The 20,799-nt window shown below is 62.8% G+C and carries 14 protein-coding genes; 5 read left to right on the forward strand and 9 right to left on the reverse strand.

Going from position 1 to position 20,799, the window contains the following annotated elements:
• Positions 1–54: 54 nt before the first annotated feature.
• Positions 55–1,140, forward strand: a complete 1,086-nt coding sequence (locus WKV53_RS02845) for a substrate-binding domain-containing protein (protein WP_341402833.1) — start codon at positions 55–57, stop codon at positions 1,138–1,140.
• A gap of 9 nt (positions 1,141–1,149) precedes the next feature.
• On the opposite strand, the gene WKV53_RS02850 is transcribed toward WKV53_RS02845, so the two are convergent.
• The 3 genes from WKV53_RS02850 to WKV53_RS02860 all read right to left on the reverse strand — a co-directional run bounded on the left by WKV53_RS02850 (position 1,150) and on the right by WKV53_RS02860 (position 6,600).
• Entirely contained in the window at positions 1,150–1,920 is a 771-nt protein-coding gene (locus WKV53_RS02850; protein ID WP_341402834.1) for a hypothetical protein, read from the reverse strand.
• A 13-nt stretch (positions 1,921–1,933) separates the two neighbouring features.
• A complete protein-coding gene (locus tag WKV53_RS02855) occupies positions 1,934–5,530 on the reverse strand; it encodes a hypothetical protein (protein WP_341402835.1) in 3,597 nt (1,198 codons plus the stop codon).
• A gap of 167 nt (positions 5,531–5,697) precedes the next feature.
• A complete protein-coding gene (locus WKV53_RS02860; RefSeq protein WP_341402836.1) occupies positions 5,698–6,600 on the reverse strand; it encodes a LysR family transcriptional regulator in 903 nt (300 codons plus the stop codon).
• Between WKV53_RS02860 and WKV53_RS02865 the strand changes: the two genes are divergently transcribed.
• Both WKV53_RS02865 and WKV53_RS02870 read left to right on the forward strand, forming a co-directional pair.
• Entirely contained in the window at positions 6,599–7,768 is a 1,170-nt protein-coding gene (locus WKV53_RS02865; protein WP_341402837.1) for a M42 family metallopeptidase, read from the forward strand. The genes WKV53_RS02860 and WKV53_RS02865 overlap by 2 nt on opposite strands.
• 113 nt (positions 7,769–7,881) lie before the next feature.
• Positions 7,882–8,931 carry a PA0069 family radical SAM protein gene (locus WKV53_RS02870; protein ID WP_341402838.1) on the forward strand — a complete coding sequence of 350 codons (1,050 nt, stop codon included), beginning with the start codon at positions 7,882–7,884 and terminating at the stop codon, positions 8,929–8,931.
• Positions 8,932–8,986: 55 nt separating this feature from the next.
• Here WKV53_RS02870 and WKV53_RS02875 read toward each other — a convergent pair whose 3' ends face one another.
• A complete protein-coding gene (locus tag WKV53_RS02875) occupies positions 8,987–9,187 on the reverse strand; it encodes a CsbD family protein (protein ID WP_341402839.1) in 201 nt (66 codons plus the stop codon).
• Positions 9,188–9,464: 277 nt separating this feature from the next.
• Here WKV53_RS02875 and WKV53_RS02880 point away from each other — a divergent pair, with 277 nt between their 5' ends.
• Positions 9,465–9,752: a hypothetical protein gene (locus tag WKV53_RS02880; RefSeq protein WP_341402840.1), complete on the forward strand. Its 288-nt coding sequence runs from the start codon at positions 9,465–9,467 to the stop codon at positions 9,750–9,752.
• A gap of 62 nt (positions 9,753–9,814) precedes the next feature.
• On the opposite strand, the gene clpB is transcribed toward WKV53_RS02880, so the two are convergent.
• From clpB to WKV53_RS02900, 4 genes are all read right to left on the reverse strand, one after another.
• Positions 9,815–12,391, reverse strand: a complete 2,577-nt coding sequence (gene clpB / locus WKV53_RS02885) for an ATP-dependent chaperone ClpB (protein ID WP_341402841.1) — start codon at positions 12,389–12,391, stop codon at positions 9,815–9,817.
• 158 nt (positions 12,392–12,549) lie between these two features.
• Positions 12,550–13,227: a response regulator transcription factor gene (locus tag WKV53_RS02890; protein ID WP_341402842.1), complete on the reverse strand. Its 678-nt coding sequence runs from the start codon at positions 13,225–13,227 to the stop codon at positions 12,550–12,552.
• Entirely contained in the window at positions 13,224–14,837 is a 1,614-nt protein-coding gene (locus tag WKV53_RS02895; protein WP_341402843.1) for a sensor histidine kinase, read from the reverse strand. The genes WKV53_RS02890 and WKV53_RS02895 overlap by 4 nt, the downstream gene beginning before the upstream one ends.
• Positions 14,838–14,840: 3 nt before the next feature.
• Positions 14,841–18,026, reverse strand: coding sequence for an ankyrin repeat domain-containing protein (locus WKV53_RS02900; RefSeq protein WP_341402844.1), 3,186 nt, complete (start codon positions 18,024–18,026; stop codon positions 14,841–14,843).
• 251 nt (positions 18,027–18,277) lie between these two features.
• Between WKV53_RS02900 and WKV53_RS02905 the strand changes: the two genes are divergently transcribed.
• Positions 18,278–19,219, forward strand: coding sequence for a transporter (locus WKV53_RS02905; RefSeq protein WP_341402845.1), 942 nt, complete (start codon positions 18,278–18,280; stop codon positions 19,217–19,219).
• A gap of 61 nt (positions 19,220–19,280) precedes the next feature.
• On the opposite strand, the gene WKV53_RS02910 is transcribed toward WKV53_RS02905, so the two are convergent.
• Positions 19,281–20,798 (reverse strand): MBOAT family O-acyltransferase, encoded by a 1,518-nt coding sequence (locus WKV53_RS02910; protein WP_341402846.1) that lies wholly within the window; start codon positions 20,796–20,798, stop codon positions 19,281–19,283.
• Position 20,799: the final 1 nt, after the last annotated feature.

The raw sequence follows: 20,799 nt of genomic DNA on the forward strand, positions 1-20,799 counted from the left end.
ACTGTCCGGAAAATCAGGACGGTTTAACTCGACTCACGTCACCTTTGCTCACCTGTGCACCCTTTTCGCCAACGATCGGTCATTGAGCAGGTCGCGGATCACTTGTGGCAGGGCTTTCGCAACGGTCATTGGCGCGGGCAGCTTCCCGGCGTGCGATCCCTGGTGCAGGAGCTGGGCGTCTCGAAGGACACCGTGGAGGCGGCGCTACGGCTGCTGGAAAGCGAAGGAAGTCTCAAGTCCGCCGGTCCGGGCCGCCGCAAGGAGATCGTAATGGCTCGCGATTCGACCGAAGACCGCACGCTGCGGGTGGGCGTGGTGATGTCGGATACCCTCAAGCTCATCAACCTGCATTCGCAGCAAATGATGCTCGATGTGATCCGGCGGATCGAGAATGCCGGCCACACCTGCTTCACCGCCGAGCGCAGCCTGCGGGAACTCGGCTACAAGGTCACGCGGGTCACCCGCATGATCGAGTCCGCGAAGGCGGATGCGTGGGTCGCCTACTCTGCCACGCGTGAAGTGCTGGAGTGCTTTGTCTCACGCTCCATTCCGGTGATGGCAGTCGGCGGTGGCTTCGCCGGACTCCCGGTCGCCAGTACTTCCACGAAGATCGATGATGCGATCCGTGATTCTGTTAGGACATTGAGCGCACTCGGGCACCGGCGGATCGTGGCGATTTCCCCCGACAGCTGGCGGTTGCCGATGCCAAGCCAAACCGGCATGGCCTACCTCACCGCCCTCGAAGAATGCGGCCACACGCCGACTAGCTACAACCTCCCGTCATGGGACCAGACTCCGGAAGGGCTGGAGAAGCTGCTGGAGTCGCTGTTCATGATCACGCAGCCAACGGCATTGATCTTCGTGAACCCCGCGCCCTACGTGGCGGCGCTGGAGTTCCTCGGACGGAAAGGCATCCGCGTGCCGCGCGATATTTCGGTGATCGGCATGACCACCGGCCCGATGTTCTCACTGCTCCCGCGCAGCCCTGCGCACTTCAAGTGGCCCATCGACGAACACGTCCGCCGCGTGAACCGGTGGGTGAAGAGCCTGGCCAAGGGAGAAACGGATCTCGCCCAGACGACATTCCCGGCGACATTTGAGCCGGGAGAAACGATCGCGGAAGCCAAGGGACAGAAGTGAGGGCTGCCCCTACTTCACCGGCTCGCGGTGCACCACCGCCTTCAGCGGCTTGCGCGGCTGCACGCCATCCGCGCGATAGATCACGACCAGGCTCCGCTCGCTGGGATTCTGGAAAATCGAGCCGGCGTAAAACCGATCCAGGCCGCCGTCACGGATTTCCGCGCCGAGCTGGAACTCGTTGTCTTTTCCCACAGGCACGCTGCGCTGATAGAATTTCCCGGCCTCCAGCTTGATCTTCTCGCCACCGAAGACGACCGCGACCGGCACCGGTGAGAGATTCACGAGGCGGACCTTGCCGGCAGGCGCAGACTCGGGATCGTCCGGCAGCACCAGCGAGCGCGCCGTGTTCCAATTCCCCTTCGCGGATTCCCGCCACAGCAGCACGAGAAAGTCGCCGCTCTCCGGACGATTCACCTTCAGCCACGGCTCCGCCTCGGGCGCATCATCGAGCTTCCGGACCTGCATGAGACCTTCTCCCCCGGGTGCGGAAAGCGGCAGGGTGACCTGGCCTAACAAAAGCGGCACGGCATTCTTCTTCTCGTCACCAAAGCCGACCATCACCTGGCGCGGCGGGATACTGCCGGCCGGCGGCTCCAGCTCATACGCCACACCATCGCGGATATCCTGCTGGAAAGGCGGCGCGTCCCCGACCGGCAGGAACCGCACATGGCGGCCGGCCACGGGCTTCTCTTTTGCCTTTGGATCCGGAGCGGTCTCCTGCGCGGAAAGCGGTAACCCGCAAACCAAGGCGAGCAGACCGGCGATGAACGACAACTTCATGGACCGGTCACTATCAGATCTCCGAGGGAGATAGCCAGCGGAAGGACGCGATGATGAAGCGGCGGCCGAAGTCGCCGGTCTTGCCTGTGTTCTTGGAATCGAGGCCGCTGTCATCCGGCACCAGTGGCTCGGGGATGCGTTGCACCGTGGCCTCGCACCACACGCGCGCCTGAACATTGCCCGCCTCATCCACCGAATCCCCATAGGCGCGAATCACAAAGCTATCCGAACGGGCCGACAACGACGGGCCGATGACTTGCAACACGTCGGCCTGGGTCAGGTAGGACGGCGCGCCCCATGCCTTGGAATTCGGCTTGAGCATTTGTTCCAGCCGGGTGGCGTCGCGGAGATTGTCGGGATGCTTGTAGTCCGGCAGTGAATTGCGGTTGTCGAGCGGGTAGGCTTGGATTTGCTCCGCATTCAACCCGGCCTTCTCGATGGCTGCCTGCAGCGCACCCATCCGGCCGGTTTCATTCTCAGCCAGACGACGGTTCACAAAGTCGGCCATCGAGATGAACGGCCCGCGCAGCTTCACCTGCTCCACAATCGCTTCGGCCAAGCGCTGGATCTCTTCATCCGTCAGCTCGCGATAGCCATCCCACGCGCTGTCGTCGGATGCCTGATCGCCGGTCTTCCATGCCGGTCCCGGCGGATTCAGCACGCGTGGGAAGGGCGTGCCACCCGTGCCATAGCCGGTGAGCTTCGTCGAACCGAGCAGCGCCTTCCACGCCTCGACCCGCGTCGAGTTCACATTGAAAGCACCATCCACCATCAGCTCGGAAGCCGCCCGGTGGAAGTCCTTCAAGCCCGCCAGATCGACCGATGCTCCCGGTGCCGGCCGCATGCGGGAATTCGGCAGCGGATTCACCAGCGGATCGCCGAGGAAGCTGCGCTTTTGCTCCTCCGTTCCGCTTGAGAGGAAGAAGCGATCCCACAGCCCTTGGTTCGCTTCGAAGGACAGGTCGTAGACCAGATTGTCACTCGCGGGTGCCTCGCCGAGGATGGCACGGGCACTGATCGCCCAATCAGCACGGGTCTTTCCACGCGCGGTATCGGCCGACCAGCCAAGTTCATTTTCATGAAAGCCACCCAAGCCCGCACTGGTCTGGTCGCCGGCCAGGGCCGCAGTGCGGTTCAAGCCGGAGTTCCCACCGGTGCCCAACCGCGGATCTGCAAGGGAGTTTGCGATCGCATAGGAAGGGTGCCAGACCAACTCCGACAACTTCACATGCTGGAACTGGGCCAATGACAGGACGCCGGTCTCCTGACGTGGCACATCGAAGAGAACGTAGTTCTTCAGACCTTCCTGTGGCGGGCCGAAGGGATTGCCATGGTAGCGACCATCCCGTGGCACCGGCACCTGATCCGGCCAACTCACCGCCTGGTCGAAAAGATCCCGCGTGTAGGCACCGAAGAACCAAGGGCCTCCCGCGCTTCCGCTGCTCGGCATCTTTCCACCGACATTGTCCCACGGCGAACGGACCACGTAGCCAGCCCGCGGGTTCCAGTTCGCCAGCAAGGCTTCTTCCAGATAGGGGGTGTTAGCCAGAGGGCCGGAGTTGATGAGGTTCGTATAGTGCTCAGTGAACCACCGCAGCCGGATTCCCTCGCGCGTGCGAACATTCGGCACCACCGTCGGCCTCGGCTCGAGGCGATCCAATAACTGCATCGGCATGCGCTCGTTGACGTTCCACGCGATCCGCGGTTCCTTCCCTGCTCCGAATTGAAGTGACGCAGAAAGCACCGACAGCTGTGGCAGGGTGTCGAAGGACTCGAACGTGACAGTGCTGGTAGCATCCACCCGCTTCATGATGGCACGAGTGTCGTCGCTCTGGTTCACCACGCCCGACTTTCCGTCCACGTACCAAAGGCTCGGTGCATACCAGAATTGCTTGGGCAGAAAATCGATCCCCCCATCGATATCGCTGCCGGAAACATAGTAGGATCGGGAGACGTCCGGAGGGGAAGCGCAGGTCAGTTCATTGGCGTTGAGGTTGTATGGGCCGGGGCGATACGCACTCAGCCCATTGTACTCCGCCGATTTTGCCGGCGAAAACACCAGACATTCTCCGGGTTCAATACGTGTGGCCGGAACGGAGAAGTAGTAAGAGCCCATGTAGGGATCCTGATACCCTTCGGATTGGGTGATCGATCCACCGAAGGACGTGCTACGACCGCCCTCGAAATTCAGCCATGATGTCTGCGGCTGAAAGTATTTGGGCGACTTCAGCTTGTTGTAGTCCTCGTTCTGGGTCCACATTTCCTGTCGGCCGTTGCCTTGGATCATCACAATCCGGCGATCCATCTCGAGAGAGACGTTGTAGGGATTCCAGAGGACCACCCGCGGATACATCAGCTGGCGGATTTGGAAAAGCTGGAGCGGATAGCTCTTTCCATCACTAGCCACGTAGGACGTCATCCTGTCGGCATAGGTGCTCATCTGGATGAAGTTCGTGGCTTCCACCAGGATCGGCTGCAGATCCGCCTCCTTGCCGGCGAGCTTGATCGGGGTCTCGTTGGCCAGGGCGAGTCTGCGGCTGGTAGAGGCCGAGCCACCGCCGGTCTCGGCCAGCCGGGAAGGAACTCCCGAACTACGAAAAGCCGCGGAATTCCGCGCCCAGCCCCGTAACAGTCCGAACCGGGGGCCCGCATTGCGATAGCGGGAAAGTGCATTGGCATTAGCCGATCCAGCAGTTCCTCCGATGATCCTGTCGTCATCCGTCAATCCCGCGCGCGTGCCGAGTGCTGCCTCCGACCCATTGCCGGACAGATACGCCGTGAGGTCGCGCTTCAGTCCACCCTCGGCGACGTCCGCCAGCACGCCACGGGACGCCACGGTGAAATCAAAGCCGTGCTGCTTGCTCCACTCGGGACCATCCATCGCCAGCGCCGAGGTGCCGGGACTGACAAGCCGCGCACCATCCTCCCTTTCCACCGTCCTTGCGCCGTCCATCATCGCCACGTCCGGTGCTGCAGCCGCCAGCATCCGGAACATGCCGCCATCGGACGGTGTCGCGCGATTTGCCGGAACGTCCGCCCGCGGATCGGTCGTCGCGATATTTGCCCGCACGCCCAGATCGCCGGTCCACCAGCCATAGTGGCCGGAAAGTTCCTTGCCTTCGCCAACCTTCATCAGCGGCACCTTCAGGGGTTCGCTTTGGGTCAAGGAATCGCCCTGGCCCATCGAGTCAGCGCTCATCATCGGCACGGTCTCGCCGGTCGGATCCGCCAGCGGATTCCCGTCTCCGCTCACGAGCCAAGCCAGCGCCTTTTCTTTTCCTTCGTGACCGGCGCGCGCGTCGCGAAGGCCGCCATTGAGATCGTCCCGGGTGAACCATGAGTTGCCATTCGCCTGCCGGGTGCGCCAGACACCGGTCCACTGCGGCTGCTTGACGCCCTCGCCGAGGATTTCCGCGGTGGCCGAGACGCGCTGGTCCGGCCCCAGGGTCTCCTGCAATTGCCCGATCGCCGTGACCAGGGCCATCCGTGCATTGGCACGCGCGGTGGCCGCGTGTTCCTCACGGGTCGAGCGCCTCAGTTCGAGAGAGGAAAGGCTCATCAACCCCAGCGCCAGCACCATCAAGAGCACCGTCACGAGCAAGCACGCCACAATCGCGAATCCGCGTGAGGATTCCCGGGGGGTAGCTCTGCGACGGCGAGGACCAGTCACGAAACGGTAGTTACAACGTAGACTCGTTCTTCGCGAGCGGGAATTTGTGAGGAAATGGCGCGAAAACCTTGCCGGATGCACGTTTTCCGGCCGAAACCGCGCCGAAGTCACCTCTTCTTCGACGCCGATTTTTCCTCTTCCGCTGCCACCGCCTTCAGCTCGGCCACGAAGACCGCCGTCACCGGCGTGGCCTCCTTGCCCGCGGCAAGCCCGGCGGAGACACACACCGCCTCCGGATCAGGATCCAGCGCCAGCAGGGCCACCCGCTCGATCCTGCTTCCGGCCGCCACCAAGGCGACTCCCAGGCCCGCCTCGACCGCCGACCCGAGGCTGGTCACGCCGTCGAATTCGCCGGCCACCTTCGCGTCGATACCGTGGTCACGGAACAGCCGCGTCACCGCCTGCCAATACTCTGGGTAGTCATTGCGGGAAAACAGCAGCAAGCGCTGCCCGTTGAGCTCGGAGAGTTTTACTTTTTCGCGCCCGGCGAAGGCATGCGAGTTGGGCACCGCCAGTCGCATCGGATGGCGGCGGATCGCGGTCCACTGGACCGAGTTCGCGTCGCCTTCCCACGGCACCGTCACCACCACGTCGAATTTCCCCTGCGCCAGGCCATCCCGCATCTCCGCACTGGAGCAGTCGTAAAGCTGCACCCGCACCCGCGGATGGACCTGCGAAAAGCGCTCCAGCGCCAAGCCCAACAGCGGCCCCGCCAACGACGGAGCGTAGCCGATCCGCAGCGGCTCGCCCGCCGACTCCGCCCGCACCGCTTTCACCACTCGCTCGGCCCGCTCGATCAGCTTCTTCCCCTCCTCCACCAGCACCCGTCCCGCCGCGGTCAGCGCCACCGAATGCGCGCCGCGGGTGAAAAGCTCAGCGTCCAACTCCTCTTCCAACGCCTTGATCTGACGGCTCAGCGCCGGCTGGGTCAGGTTCATCTTCCGCGCCGCCGCGGTGATGCTCCCCTCCTCTGCCGCCGCGAGAAACAACTGCACTTGCCGCCATTCCATGCCCCCTTCTAGCAGGTCATCGCGCGGCGGTCACATGATTGTCACGATCCGCATTGCACCCCGCATCGCGGCCGGTAGCCTCGACCGCGTGAAAGCGAAGGCGATTTCCCTGCTGCAGGAATTGACGGATGCCCATTCAGTGCCCGGCCACGAGAATGAGGTGCGCGCCATCTTCATCAATGAGCTCGAAGACTGCGGCGAACTCTCCGCCGATCGCTCCGGCTGCGTCTTCTGCGAACTCCCCGGCGAAGGCCCGCGAGTGCTTGTCGCGGGTCACATGGATGAGGTCGGCTTCCTGGTGCAAAACATCACGCCGGATGGCTTCCTCCAATTCTTGCCGGTTGGTGGCTGGTGGGAGCACAGCCTGCTTTCGCAGCGCGTCCAGATCCGCACCCGCAGCGGTGAAAAGATCATTGGTGTGGTCGCCTCGAAGCCGCCGCATTTCCTGCCGGAAGCGCAGCGCCGCCAGGTGATGACCATCGACCAGATGTTCATCGATGTCGGTGCCACCTCGCGCTCGGAAGTGGAAAACGACTTCGGCATCGCCCTCGGCGATCCGATCGCACCCTTCTCGGAATTCACCGCGATGAAGCGCGAGGATTGGTTCATGGCAAAGGCCTTCGACAACCGCGTCGGCATGGCTGGCACCATCCAAGCGGGCCAACAACTCGCCGCGGCTGCCCGACCGAACAAGATCCTGCTCGCCGGCACCGTGCAGGAGGAAGTCGGCCTGCGTGGTGCCAAGACCGCCGCCGTCCACTCCCACCCGGATGTCGCCATCATCCTCGAAGGCCCGCCCGCCGATGACACCCCCGGCTTCAGCCGCGCCGAAAGCCAAGGCCGCCTCGGCGGCGGCGTGCAGATCCGCCTCTTCGACCCGAGCGCGATCATGAACCCACGCTTGGCCGAGATCGCCATCCGCACAGCAAAGGAAGAAGGCATTCCTCATCAAGTCACCGTCCGCCGCAGCGGCGGCACCGATGCCGGCTCCTTCCACCTCGCCGGCAACGGCATCCCCTCCGTCGTCCTCGGCGTTCCATCGCGTTACATTCACTCGCACAACTCGATCATCGACGTGAACGACTACCTGCATCTGGTGGCGCTCACGACCGCACTCGTGCGGCGACTCGATGACAGCACCGTGCGCGGGCTGACGAGGTTCCTTTAAGGAGTGTCGACGTTCCGTCGACACGACACCTGCTGCATACCGAATGCCCCCGCAAATACTGTTCTTTTGAACATTTTATTTGCGCGCGCACTTGAGGTGGTCAAGGCTCCCCCATGGACCCGCACCGCGGCCGGGGCGCTCAGGAAAATCCCGCCAATCGCTTCGAAGCCATGCGCTTCGAGACCGATGATGACGCGTGGATCGACGACGATCCACGTCCCCTGAAGACCACCTTTCTGCGCGATGACTCGCAGAGCATCCTCAACCGCGTCACCGCGGACGACCTCTCGTTCGACTACAGCGTGAACCCCTATCGCGGCTGCGAGCACGGCTGCTCCTACTGCTACGCGCGTCCCTACCACGAATACCTCGGCTTTTCCGCGGGCCTTGAGTTCGAGTCGAAGATCGTCGTCAAACTCGATGCGCCGGAGCTGCTGGAAAAGGAACTCGCTCGCCGCAAGATCTGCCCGGGAATTATCGCGATGAGCGGCGTGACCGATTGCTACCAACCCGCCGAGCGCAAACTGGAGATCACCCGCCGTTGCCTGGAGGTGATGTCGCGCTTTCGCCAACCCGTCGGGCTCATCACCAAGAATGCCTTGATCGCCCGCGATGTGGATCACCTCGGCGAACTCGCCCGCCATCAGGCAGTGTGCGTGTTCCTTTCCATCACTACGCTCGATCCAAAGCTCGCCCGTATCCTCGAACCGCGCGCCTCTTCCCCACGAGCCCGGCTCGACGCCATCCGCGCCCTCGCCGACGCCGGTGTGCCCGTCGGCACGAATGCCGCGCCGATGATTCCCGGCCTCAACGATCACGAGCTGCCCGCCATCCTAACAGCCGCGAAGGAAGCCGGTGCCAGTTTCGCCGGCTACACCATGGTGCGGCTGCCCGGTGCGGTCGCCACTGTCTTCGAAAGCTGGCTGGATCGCCACTTCCCCGACCGGAAGGAAAAGATCCTCAATCGAATTCGCGACGCGAGGGATGGAGCGCTCAATACCTCCACGCCCGGAGTCCGGATGCGCGGCAGCGGTGAAGCCGCCGGGCAACTCCGCGCCCTGCACCACGCCACCTGCCGGCGTCTCGGTCTGGCAACACGTCCACCGAAACTGAATACATCAGCCTTCCGTCGCGTGCTCCCCGGGCAGGCAGAGCTGTTCTAAGCCTGCACAAAAAAAGCGCCGCTCTCCATGGAGCGGCGCCAGCTTGCTTCGGACATCAGCAACCGCAGTCGTTCGACTCCTTGATCGCCTTCTCGATGTCCTCGCGGGCCTGTCCCGTCCTCTTCTGGATCCGGCCGACCAGTTCATCTTCCTTGCCCTCGACATAGTTGAGATCGTCATCGGTGAGATCTGCCCACTTCTGCTTCAGCTTGCCCTTGGCGATGTTCCAGTTTCCTTTGATTTGCAGGGTATTCATCGGTTTGTTCGGTTATGGTTTGAATGAGTTGCTGCCCAAGACTCGAGCGGCAACCCTTGTCCAACTCCTTCAACGCGTCTCATGCCAAAGCGTGGCAGCGCGATCCCGGGACCCCTAGACCGCTCGCAATCCCTGCAATCATGAGGGATTCCAAGCTCCGCACGCCTCGTGAGGCTTTCCGGATCGAGAAAGACCATCTTGCAGGATTCCCCAAGCGGCGTGCGGCCTGCATCCCCGGCACTTGCCGTCACCAGCACGGCCCATCTATCCTTCCCACATGAAACGGCTCGCGATCTTGGGAGGAATTGTCGTGGTGGTGCTTGCGTTGACCAATCCCAACGAAGCGGCTTTCCGGGATTATGTCCGGGAAAAGCAAGGAATCGCCGGCAGCCTCGGCTTGGCCGTGACTGACCTCCTCTCCGGTGGCAAAGGTGGCATCCGGCGCGACAACTACCTCGTCGCCAGCCGCTTCTACCTCGGCGGAGATGGTATCATCCCGCGCCAGGATCTCGGCTGGGGCATCGCAGGCAAGATCTTCGAATCCGGGAATTCCCGCCGCCGATAGAGGCGGCTACCTCTTGTTAGAGCGGGGCGTTCAACCAATGAACACCCCGCCCCGATCAAGTTTCACCCCGCGCTGAACACCACGGATCCTCCCTGCACGTCCGCCGTGATCACGTCGCCGTCCTTGAACTTGCCATCCAGGATGTCCAGCGACAGCGGATCGAGCAGGTAGTGCTGGATCGCGCGCTTCAGCGGGCGCGCGCCATAGACCGGATCGTAGCCCTGGTTGCCCACGAATTCCTTGGCCTCTTCCGTGAGGGCGAGGGCCAGGCCTTGTTTGGCAAGCCGCTTGCGGACGCGGTCGAGCTGGATGTCCACGATGCTGGTCAGCTCCTCGCGATGCAGGCGATCGAAGATGATCGTCTCGTCGATGCGGTTGAGAAACTCTGGCCTGAAGTGCTGGCGCAGCGCCGCGGTCACCTTGGCCTCACGCTGTTCGGCATTCTCCTCGTCGAGGATGTACTGGCTGCCGATGTTCGAGGTCATGATCAGCACCGTATTGCGGAAGTCCACGGTCCGTCCCTGGCCATCGGTGATGCGGCCGTCATCGAGCACTTGCAACAGCACGTTGAACACGTCCGGGTGCGCCTTCTCGATCTCGTCGAAAAGCACCACCGAGTATGGCTTGCGTCGTACATGCTCGGAAAGCTGCCCGCCCTCGTCATAGCCGACGTAGCCCGGAGGCGCGCCGATCAGCCGGGAGACACTGTGCTTCTCCATGTATTCGGACATGTCGATGCGAACCATCGCCCCTTCGTCATCGAAGAGGAATTCAGCAAGTGCCTTCGATAGCTCCGTCTTGCCCACACCGGTGGGTCCGAGAAACAGGAACGAGCCGATGGGACGGTTCTCATCCTGCAAGCCCGCACGGGCACGGCGAACCGCATTCGACACCGCCTTGATAGCCTTCTTCTGGCCGATGACCCGGTTGCCGAGTCGCTCTTCCATGTGGACCAGCTTCTCCTTCTCGCCTTCCTGCAAGCGCGAGACGGGAATGCCGGTCCATGCCGAAACGACACGGGCAATGTCTTCCTCGGTAACTTCCTCGCGGAGAATCGCACCTGTCTTCTGAAGCTCCACCAGACGGTCATTCGCGGCCTCCAGTTCGCGCTGCGCTTCCGGGATGCGGCCGTAGCTGAGTTCGGACGCACGGGTCAGGTCGCCGATGCGCTGGGCCTGCTCGGCCTCCGTCTTAAGCGAGTCGATCTTGTTCTGTGCCGCGCGCACGAGATCGATGACATCCTTCTCATTCCGCCACTGGGCCATGAGGCCGGCGGACTCCTCGCGCAGGTTTGCCTGCTCCTCCTTCACCTTTTCGAGGCGCGCGATGCTGGCCTTGTCGGTCTCCTTCTCGAGCGCCTTCTTCTCCATCTCGAGCTGCATGATCGCGCGCTCGATCTGGTCGATTTCGGTCGGCATCGAATCGAGTTCGATCTTCAAGCGCGAAGCTGCCTCGTCGACGAGGTCGACGGCCTTGTCCGGCAGGAAGCGGTCGGAGATGTAGCGATCAGAAAGCATCGCCGCGGAAACCAGTGCGCCATCCTGAATGCGCACGCCGTGGTGCACTTCATAGCGCTCCTTCAGCCCGCGCAGGATCGCGATCGTGTCTTCGACCGACGGCTCACCGACCATCACCGGCTGGAAGCGCCGCTCGAGCGCTGCGTCCTTCTCGATGTACTTGCGATACTCATCCAGCGTGGTAGCGCCGATGGTCCGCAGCTCACCGCGCGCAAGCTGTGGCTTCAGCAAGTTCGCGGCATCTACCGCACCCTCGCTCGCCCCCGCACCGACGATGGTGTGTAGCTCGTCGATAAACAGGATGATCTCACCCGCGCTCTCCGTGACTTCCTTCAGGAAAGCCTTCAAGCGCTCCTCGAACTCACCGCGATACTTCGCGCCCGCAAGCATGCCGCCCACGTCCATCACGATCACGCGCTTGTCCCTCATCGAGTCCGGCACATCGCCGGACACAATGCGGCGCGCGAGGCCTTCCACGATGGCGGTCTTGCCCACACCCGGCTCACCGATGAGCACGGGATTGTTCTTCGTGCGGCGAGAAAGCACCTGCATCACGCGGCGGATCTCGTTGTCGCGGCCGATCACCGGATCGATCTTCCCTTCACGCGCACGCGCGGTGAGGTCGGTGCCGTACTTCTCCAGCGTCTGGTATTTGCCCTCGGGGTCCTGGTCGGTGACCTTCTGCGGACCGCGGACACCTTCGATCGCCTTGCGCGCCTTCTTCTCATCGAGCCCGGCTTCCTTGAGCAATTTGCCTTCCGGAGCATCGGCCTTCAGCGCGCCGATCAGGACGTGCTCCACGCTGAGGTAGTCGTCATCCATCGACTCGCGCACCTCATCGGCAGCATCGAGCGTGGCACGCAGACCATAGGAAATCTGTGGCTGCGTCGTGCCGCCCTGCTGGGTCGGCTCGCGATCCAGCGCCGTCATCAGCGATGCCTTCAGGCGAGTGATATCGACGCCCGCCTTTTGGAGGATCGGGGTAACAATACCGCCTTCTTGTTGAAGCAAGGCGAGCAAAAGATGCGTGCCCTTCAGCTCGGGATGAGCCGACTTCGAGGCCAGCCGTTGGGCGGCTTGGAGGGCTTCCTGAAGTTTGGTCGTAAGCTTGTCGAGTCCCATGGATTTCGCGGATTGAGCGGGAAACTAAGGCCAAGCGTGGCGCCTCGCCATGCTTCCCTTGTGTTTTCTTCCTCATCAGATGCCATAGCATTCACTTTATTCAAATTTTTTGATTCAATCTTTTGCTATGAAACAAGCCCGAAAACCTCCTCAGCCGCCTACGGATCAAGCCGGTAGCCCGCTCCTCGCACCGTGATCAGGTGCCGCGGATTCGCCGGATCCTCCTCCAATTTCGCCCGCAGCGTCGCGATGAAATTGTCCACCGTCCGCGTGCTCGGGTAGGCATGATAGCCCCACACCACATCCAGGAATTTCTCCCGGCTGACGACCTCGCCGGCATGGGTCGCCAGCAGCCGCAGCATGCCCGCTTCCTTCTCGGAAAGCTCGTGCCGCACCTCTCCCCGCAGCAACTGCCGCTTCGGGAAATCGATCACCGCCGGGCCGATGCGAAAATCATCACCCACCGTCTCCTCCCGCTCACGCCGCCTCAGCAGCGCCCGCACCCGCGCCAGCAGCTCCTTCAGCGAAAACGGCTTCACCAGATAATCGTCCGCGCCGTTATCGAGACCTTCGACTCGATCATCCACTTGCCCTTTCGCGGTGAGCATCAGCACCGGCATCGTGCGACCCCGCTTCCGCAACTCCCGGCACACGGCAAAGCCATCCAGCCCCGGCATCATCACATCCAGCAGGATGAGATCGAAAGCCTCCGTGCATGCGAGTTCCAGACCACTCACCCCATCCTCGGCGGCGAGCACGCGATAGCCCTCCGCCTTCAGGGTCTCCACCAGCGCCGTGCGCATCGGCGCTTCGTCTTCGATGACCAGCAGTCTCATGCGGAAAGAGGAAATGTGAGCGTGAAGGCACTGCCTTTTCCGGGATCGCTCTCAACCGCCACCGACCCGTGATGCGCCTCGACGATCGATTTCACCAAGCTCAGGCCGATGCCCGTACCCTGCGTCTCGCGGCGCAGCTCATCGCCGGGCCGGTAGAAGCGCTCGAAGATCCGCGACTGCTCCTCCTTCGGGATGCCCGCGCCTTCATCGCGCACTGATAGCTTCCAACGGCGGCGCTCGTCGTCAGACGCCAGCGCGATCACAACAAGCGAGCCCTTCGGCGAGAACTTGATCGCATTGTCGAGCAAGTTGACCAGCGCCTGCTGGATCGCATCCGCATCCGCGGTGGCTTCCGCCGGCGAAAGCTCCTGCTTCAAGGTTATGCCCCTCTCCTGTGCGAGCGGTTCCATCACGCGCACCGTGTCTGCCACCAGCGAGGTAAGATCGCACGGCTCCATCCTCCACACCTTCCTCCCCTGCTCGATCCGTGCGTGGTCGAGCACATTGCCGACCAGCGTCGAAAGCCTCGCCCCCTCGCGCGCGATCAGCCGGTGAAACTCCTTCGCCGTTTCCGGTGCCACCTTCTCCGCCTCCAGCGCATCCGCCATCAGCCGGATCGACGCCACCGGCGCCCTCAGCTCGTGCGACACGCTGGCCACGAATTGGCTCTTCATCTCACTCAGCTGCCGCTCGCGGCGCAGCGTGCGGTGGAAGAAGAACAAGCCGAACAAGCAAACCCCGGACGCCAAAGCCAGCAGGCAGATACTCCAGACCTGTTGCCGGATGATTCCGTCGGAGAGCGCCCCCAAATCCGTGGGATACACCTCCGCTTTCAAACCGCTGCCGAAAGGAACAACCGCCGTGGCAAACGGCCGTGTGCTACCCGCGCCGCGCCTGCCCACCGATGGAATCACGTTGAATCCCGGAGGCATGGAAGACCGGATCAACCGGAAAACGAGATCCGCCTCCGGACAGGAGATAAAGGCAATGTGATCCTCCGCCGGTCCAATCCACAGCAAGTCGCCATCCTCCAACATCCATCCGCCGGCCGGGTTCGTCTCAAGCAGGCTCGCCGCCTTCGCGTAGTCACGCCAATGCTCCACCTCCGGCGAATCCCCGGGACTGAACCAATTTTCCAAGGCCTTTTGGGTAAGCACCGAAGGACACTCCTTCGTCAGCAGCCAGGCGATCCTTCGGCCCTCGTCCGGATCTCTCGATAGACGCTCCGAATCCAGCTCCAACAAACGCAACGCAGCCACCGCACGCCGCGGCAGTCCGGCCGGAGAGATTCCGGCAACCGGTGACTTGCTCAATGCATCCAGCGCCTGCAAATCCTTCCCCTCCAAAACCGCATCGAGGGGCGAAGCGCTTCCCGGCATCGGAGGATCCGGAAAGCGCGGGAACCGCACTTCGATGCGCTCGAACTCGCGAGCCCACAAATCCGCCGCGACTTTCGCAGCCCGGTCTGCCTCCTCCTGCTTCGCAGCCCAGGCGGCCTTCGCCTGGGCATTCAATCCAGCGACCGCCAGCGCGATCAACACCACCAGCGGCAGCACCACGGCAAGCGTGAGCCAGTGCAGTGACCATGACCTCGAACTCCTGCGCGACATGGATCAGCGGGGGGCCGGAACGATGTTTCTCGGACGAGGCGGACGCACCGACGGAGCCTGCGGTGGAGGGACCACCCGGGACGGGGCATTCGGCATTTCGGAAATCTCCACGACATCGCCATCACGGAGGAAAAGATCCTCGGCCGAATCGTAGGCCTTCTCATCCGTGCCACTGCGCGCGAGTCCGACACTTCTTCTACCCTGACCGAGCGCTACCGCTGCCGTCAGGGATGCGACCCCTTCCTCAGGTCGCATCGGAATCCACTGCCCGGCCACCTCCACGAACCGCGGCGATTGGTAATGGATACGGCGCATCTCCATCCCGCCCTGGTCCGAGGTGACATGAATGCGGCAGTCCAGCGCCTGCGCGAAAAACCGGCCCTCCTGTTCCGAAGGCCCCGGCCACGGCTTGCCAGCCATCCCGGCGAGCTGCGGGATTTCGACAATGTCGCCCGGCTTCAGCTCCACGTCTGCAGCCCGCGCGGTTTCTTGCGAGACATCCGCCCCCGCCTTGGCGATGGCCGCGGCAAGATCCACCGGCATGCGAGTGTCCGTGCCATCATCCTGAAGCCGGCGGATGACGATCTTCGAGAGATCCGGATGCGGCAGCAGCTGGAGCGGCACAATCAAATTGTCATCGTACGGACGCAGGCCGATCAGCACTGCCGGATCAGCCTGCGGCGACCCAATGGCATTCGCCCACCACCCGGTGAGATCGGCGATCGCTTGAAGCAAGGTCGGCCGGTTGATCATACGTCCCGACATCTCGTTGAAGTAGCGGCTGAAGGGAAGGCCCGCACCGGTCACTGCGATGTACTGCTTCCGCCGGATGAGTTCATCCTCGTGTCCCAACGGGAAGGTCTTGACGATCACCGTGTCGCCCGGCTCGAGCGGACAATCGGTCTTCGACGTCCGGTCCCAATCCACTTCGATGGAAGGCCAGCCCTTGCGCATCACGGAGACCTTCGGAGACGGCCCGCCCTGTGGATTGATCTCCGGCTGCCACAGCAGCTTCGCCAAGCGTGACGCGCCCACCAGTGGCACCACGTCCGAACCTGGATCGAAGATGAGCCGGTCGCCCTGCATCGTGAGCTGGCGGCTCTTCCCGTCGATCTCAACGGTCACCGGAAAGGCGATGCGTTTCATCAACTGCCAGCGGATCGCCGCCGGTGCCTCGGAGGAGTATTCGACGTTGTAGTTCCGCATCCTGCCATTCTCACCCCAATCGGGTCCGAGCTCGACGACATCTCCCCACTTCAAGACCGGCAGTTCTTTCTCGCCATCCAGTCGTGCCGCCATGGTTTCAATCCCATCGCCCTCCTTCCGAAACACGGTGACCTGCATGGGGTATTGTCCCCCATTGGCTAAGATGTTGGTCCACTCCATCCGCCGGTTCAGGAGCAGATAGGCCAGCGGCAACGGTGCCGCATCCCCTCCTCCCGCCGCCAATTCCCGGGGACCCTTCCCCCAAGACTCCGGAGTGATCAGGGTGACCGCATTCCGTTCCAACAACGACGGCACCACGAAGCGATGGTAAAGCAGCGGCCGGTTTTCTGCCCGGGCTCCTTGGAAATCCCGGTCGCGCCATTCAGCGTCCGGCTTGGCACCCAGATCGATCAGCAGCTGAGTCTTGTTCTTGTCGCTGTCGCTTTCCGCGGCGACCAGAAGAGGCGTGAGATTGTTATGCGCAGGAGCAGCCGCACTCGGATCGGCACCTGCTTCCACGAGAAGACGGATCATGTCGTCATCGCCGTTGCCGACGGCCCACAAGAAGACATCGGGCGAAATCACCGGCTTCTTCGTGGCAGCCAACAGCACCCGGACGAGTTCCGTGCGCTTGGTCTGTACCGCTTGAACCAGCAAGTTGGGATCGGCAGTTGAGGCCCCGGCTTTGATCAGCCACCGTGTGGCCGCGAGATGACTCTCCTCGATCGCGACTCCCAGCGGTGTAGTCCCCTTCGGAATGAGATCGGATCTTCCCCCTCCTGGCTGCGAAGTGCCCATGGCGGCCATGTTCGCAGGCTTTGGCTCCGCCGGCTCCTGGGCGGTCGTCGGGGCATCCAGTACCGCTCCCTTCTCGACGAGCGCTGCCAGGATCGCCTCGCGCTGTTCTTCCGGGACGAGATAACTCCGGCGGGCTGCCGAATGAAGCGCCGTGTAACCGGTTGCCGGGGAAGCCACCTTGGGATCGGCACCGCGCTCTAACAAGAGCCGCGTGATCTCCAGACTGCACACGACCGCATCGTGGAGCGGCGTGCCCATGGGATGACCGGGCATCACATCATTCTCAAACGTCAGCCGCTCCTCCATGCGGGCGGCCAGACAATTCGGATCCGCCTTGTGATCCAGCAGCATCTCGCACATGGCCACGTCCCGCTTTCGCACGGCCACGTGCAGTGGAGTCATAAACGCCTTGGTCTGCGAGGGAGGTCGTACGCTCTCGCTGATCTGGTAATAGCCCTGTTGAGTCGGACCGGGATTCGGATTCACCCCATGATCCAGGAGTAGCCGGACGACATCGTGGAACTCCAGGGTGACAGCCAGGAAAAGCGCGCCGTCTTCCCCCCGGGTTTCCTTGAATGGATAGTCCATCAGCAGGGAAATGGTCCGGAGGTTACCGGTCTTCACCGCTTCTTCCAGCAGCTTCCATGGTTCGCAGGCCGCCCCGGCCTTGAGCAGGAACTCGATCGCCTTGAGGTGACCCGCTTTCACCGTGGCCATCAGGAGTTCCGGGTCCTTCAGCTTGTCGGGGCTGGACTCCACCTGCTGCTGGAGCCGGCGAAGCTCGCGGGCTTCGTCATCTTCTGGCTGGGCTTCAGCGGGAGCGGCCTCGGCGCCGAGCGCCGTCAGGTTTTCCCGGGCGAGTTTCGTTTCCACGGCCGCCTCGGGAAAGCGGGCGAGCAGTTTCTGATAGAGCGCGATCGCCTCGTCCTTCCGGTCCTGCTTCCGGCGGACTTCGGCCAGGCGGAACAGCGCGCTCGCGGCGAACGCGCGCTGGGCATCGTGCTGCGAGAGCAGCGCTTCATACTGCTTCGCCGCAGCATCGGGGTCACGGGTGACTTCCTCGGTGTAGAGCGCGTCGCGGAGAAGTTCGCGGAGATCCTTCTCGTCCTCCGCGGAAAGCGGCGAGAGCGGAAGCAGCAGGGACAGGAGCACGAGGCCGGTGCGGCGGATGGAGTTTCGTGTCATGGCGTGAAGATGGCAGCTTCCGGTGTCCGGTTTGTCATGGAATGGTCATGAGTGCAAGGGAGCTAAAACGTAGGCGCGTTCGTGAGAACGCGGAAGGAAGGGTGAAGTCCGCTCTGCTCGCAGCTCCCCGCGCTGTCACCAGCGCGCCTACGAAAACCACCGCGAGCAAAATACGCGCAGCCTCGCACGTCCCGCGGTTAGATCGCAGGCCCCACATCGGACAAGTTCGTGGCGTTCCCAATGAACGCATCATGAAAGCCGCTACCTTACTCTCCCTGTCCGCCCTGCTCGGTACCGCCATGGCCGGAACCTTCATCACACAAACCACGCCAGTCGCCACTACCGGCTTCGAAAACGCCCGCCGGCCGATCAGCAATCCGACGCTCTTCGACCTCGCCCTGCCCACCACGAACCTGCACCCGATCTTCATGTATCAGAACCTGCCGGAATCGGTGAATACCACCGCCGGTCCTCTGCCCATGGGCGGCGACGTGCAGGTCTATGCGCTCCAATTCGAAGTCGCGCTGAATGACCGGCTCTCCGTCGTGGCAACCAAGGACGGCTACGTGGACATCAATCCCAAGACCGAGCCGCTGTGGGGAAACGAGTCCGGCTTCGCGAACATCGCCGCCGGCCTGAAGTATGCCTTCATCTACGATCCAGCTAGTAGCACCGCCGTGAGCGGGACCATGACCTTCGAATTCCCCACCGGGAATCACGACGTCTTCCAGGGAGAAGGCGATGGCGCGGCCAACCTGATCGCCTCCGGCCTAAAGCTGTGGGATAATTTCCAGCTCGCCGGTGCCGCGGGCGTTCACCTGCCCTTCGACGGGCAGATGGCGACCACCTCATTCCTCAGCGCCCATGCCAGCTACGAGGTGAATCGTTGGTTCATCCCACTGGTAGAGTTGAACTGGCACCACCTGCTTGATGCCGGCAATGGCCGTCCGAATTTCTTCGACCAAGCCGGCGGCGGCGTGCCGGTGGTGGCGGCTTTCGAGGGCTACGACCTGCTGAACTTCGGCGCCTCAAATGCTACCCATAATCGCGACCTTGTGACCGCTGCGGTCGGCTTCCGCTCACGACTGACGGACGCCATCGACCTCGGCTTCGCCTACGAGCTGCCGCTCACCAACAAGGAGGACAGCGTCATGGACGACCGCTTCACGGTGGACTTGGTCTGGACATTCTAACGGGACAGTCGGCTCGGCCGCCGGGTATCCGCGCATCGGTGCCCGGCGGCTTTCCTCTTCCTCAGAACTGGAAGTAAATGAACTCGCTCAGCTGATCGAAGTCCCGGCCCACGGCATAGAGGAGCGCCAGCGTGAAAAGCAGCCACAGCCAGGTCGGCCGCCACTGCCACCAGCGGTGCGGGCCGGTGCGGGTTCCTGTGGCTTCCTCGATATCGAGTGCAGGCCGGTAGCGCCGCAAGAACTGCTGCGTATTCGGCAACACCCACACGACCAGCAATCCGGTGATGACCGGCACCATCGCGCGCTTTCCTTTCACCACCACCACCGCATCCGGCGGCCAACCGTCGAAGCCATTGAACCCGAACATCGAGGCGAGCATGCGGGTGGCACTCTCGAAGTGATGGGCGCGGAAGAAGACCCACCCGATGATCACCGCGATGAAGGTCAGGCCGATCGCCAGCGGCTTCGGCAAAGCGCGCCACGCCATCTTCTTCCGGAAACCGAACCACGCGTGATTGATGCAGAGGTAGAGGCCGTGCAGCGCGCCCCACACGATGAAGGTCCAGCCAGCTCCGTGCCACAGGCCGCCTAACAGCATCGTGACGAATAGGTTCACATACCGGCGCGCCGGCCCCTTGCGATTGCCGCCGAGCGGGATGTAGAGGTAGTCGCGCAGGAACCGGGACAGCGTCATGTGCCAGCGCCGCCAGAAATCGACCACCGAGACCGCCTTGTAGGGCGAGTGGAAATTCAGCGGGAAGCGGATGCCGAACATCCGTGCCGCCCCAAGCGCCATGTCAGAGTAACCGGAGAAGTCGAAGTAAAGCTGCAGCGTGTAGGTCACTGCACCCGCCCAGGCCTCGAGCATCGTCGGCGCACGACCATGCGCCGCGGCGAGGTCGAAGATCGGGGTGGAGGTGCGGGCCGCGTAGTCGGCGAGCACCACCTTTTTGAAGAGACCCAGCGCCAGCATGGTCGCACCGACAGCGAAGTCCTGCGACCTCAGCCCGCGGTCCTTGTTCCGCTCGAACTGCGGCATCATCTCCCGATGATGGATCAGCGGGCCCGCGATCAGGTGCGGAAAGAAGGTGACGAACAGCAGGTAGTCCGTGAAGTGATACTCCTCCGTCTCCCCGCGATAAGCATCCACGAGGTAGGCGATCTGCAGGAAGGTGAAGAAGGAGATCGCCAGCGGAAGCACGATCACCGGAATCGCAGCAGGCCAACCGGTCGTGTCGTGAAGGATGCCACCGAGGAAGCCGGCATACTTATAGTAGCCGAGCAGCGCCAGGTTCGCCGTCACGCCACCGGTCAGCAGCAGCTTGCCGGGACGGCTGAACTTCAGCGCCGACAATCTACGACCCAGGTAGTAGTTGAAGACACAGGAGCCAAGGATCAGCCCCAGGTATTTTGGCGACCACGGCTGGTCCGGATCCGGATTCCAGATCCCGTAGAAGAACAGCGAGGCGAGTACCAGCCACGCAAGCGAGAGACGAGCCGGAGCCTTCCTCAGCAGGTGGTAGCCAAGCAGCACCACCGGCAGGAAGATGAAGAGGAAGAAGTAGGAATTGAACAGCATG

Source organism: Luteolibacter sp. Y139 (assembly GCF_038066715.1).
Taxonomy (GTDB): Bacteria; Verrucomicrobiota; Verrucomicrobiia; order Verrucomicrobiales; family Akkermansiaceae; genus Haloferula; species Haloferula soli.

What these genes read in the sequence shown, in the direction of transcription:
- WKV53_RS02850 (WP_341402834.1), bottom strand. Translation starts at nt 1,920, where the DNA reads ATGAAGTTGTCGTTCATCGCCGGTCTGCTCGCCTTGGTTTGCGGGTTA.
- WKV53_RS02865 (WP_341402837.1), top strand. Translation starts at nt 6,599, where the DNA reads ATGCCCCCTTCTAGCAGGTCATCGCGCGGCGGTCACATGATTGTCACG.
- WKV53_RS02860 (WP_341402836.1), bottom strand. Translation starts at nt 6,600, where the DNA reads ATGGAATGGCGGCAAGTGCAGTTGTTTCTCGCGGCGGCAGAGGAGGGG.
- WKV53_RS02870 (WP_341402838.1), top strand. Translation starts at nt 7,882, where the DNA reads ATGGACCCGCACCGCGGCCGGGGCGCTCAGGAAAATCCCGCCAATCGC.
- WKV53_RS02875 (WP_341402839.1), bottom strand. Translation starts at nt 9,187, where the DNA reads ATGAATACCCTGCAAATCAAAGGAAACTGGAACATCGCCAAGGGCAAG.
- WKV53_RS02880 (WP_341402840.1), top strand. Translation starts at nt 9,465, where the DNA reads ATGAAACGGCTCGCGATCTTGGGAGGAATTGTCGTGGTGGTGCTTGCG.
- clpB (WP_341402841.1), bottom strand. Translation starts at nt 12,391, where the DNA reads ATGGGACTCGACAAGCTTACGACCAAACTTCAGGAAGCCCTCCAAGCC.
- WKV53_RS02890 (WP_341402842.1), bottom strand. Translation starts at nt 13,227, where the DNA reads ATGAGACTGCTGGTCATCGAAGACGAAGCGCCGATGCGCACGGCGCTG.
- WKV53_RS02895 (WP_341402843.1), bottom strand. Translation starts at nt 14,837, where the DNA reads ATGTCGCGCAGGAGTTCGAGGTCATGGTCACTGCACTGGCTCACGCTT.
- WKV53_RS02900 (WP_341402844.1), bottom strand. Translation starts at nt 18,026, where the DNA reads ATGACACGAAACTCCATCCGCCGCACCGGCCTCGTGCTCCTGTCCCTG.
- WKV53_RS02905 (WP_341402845.1), top strand. Translation starts at nt 18,278, where the DNA reads ATGAAAGCCGCTACCTTACTCTCCCTGTCCGCCCTGCTCGGTACCGCC.
- WKV53_RS02910 (WP_341402846.1), bottom strand. Translation starts at nt 20,798, where the DNA reads ATGCTGTTCAATTCCTACTTCTTCCTCTTCATCTTCCTGCCGGTGGTG.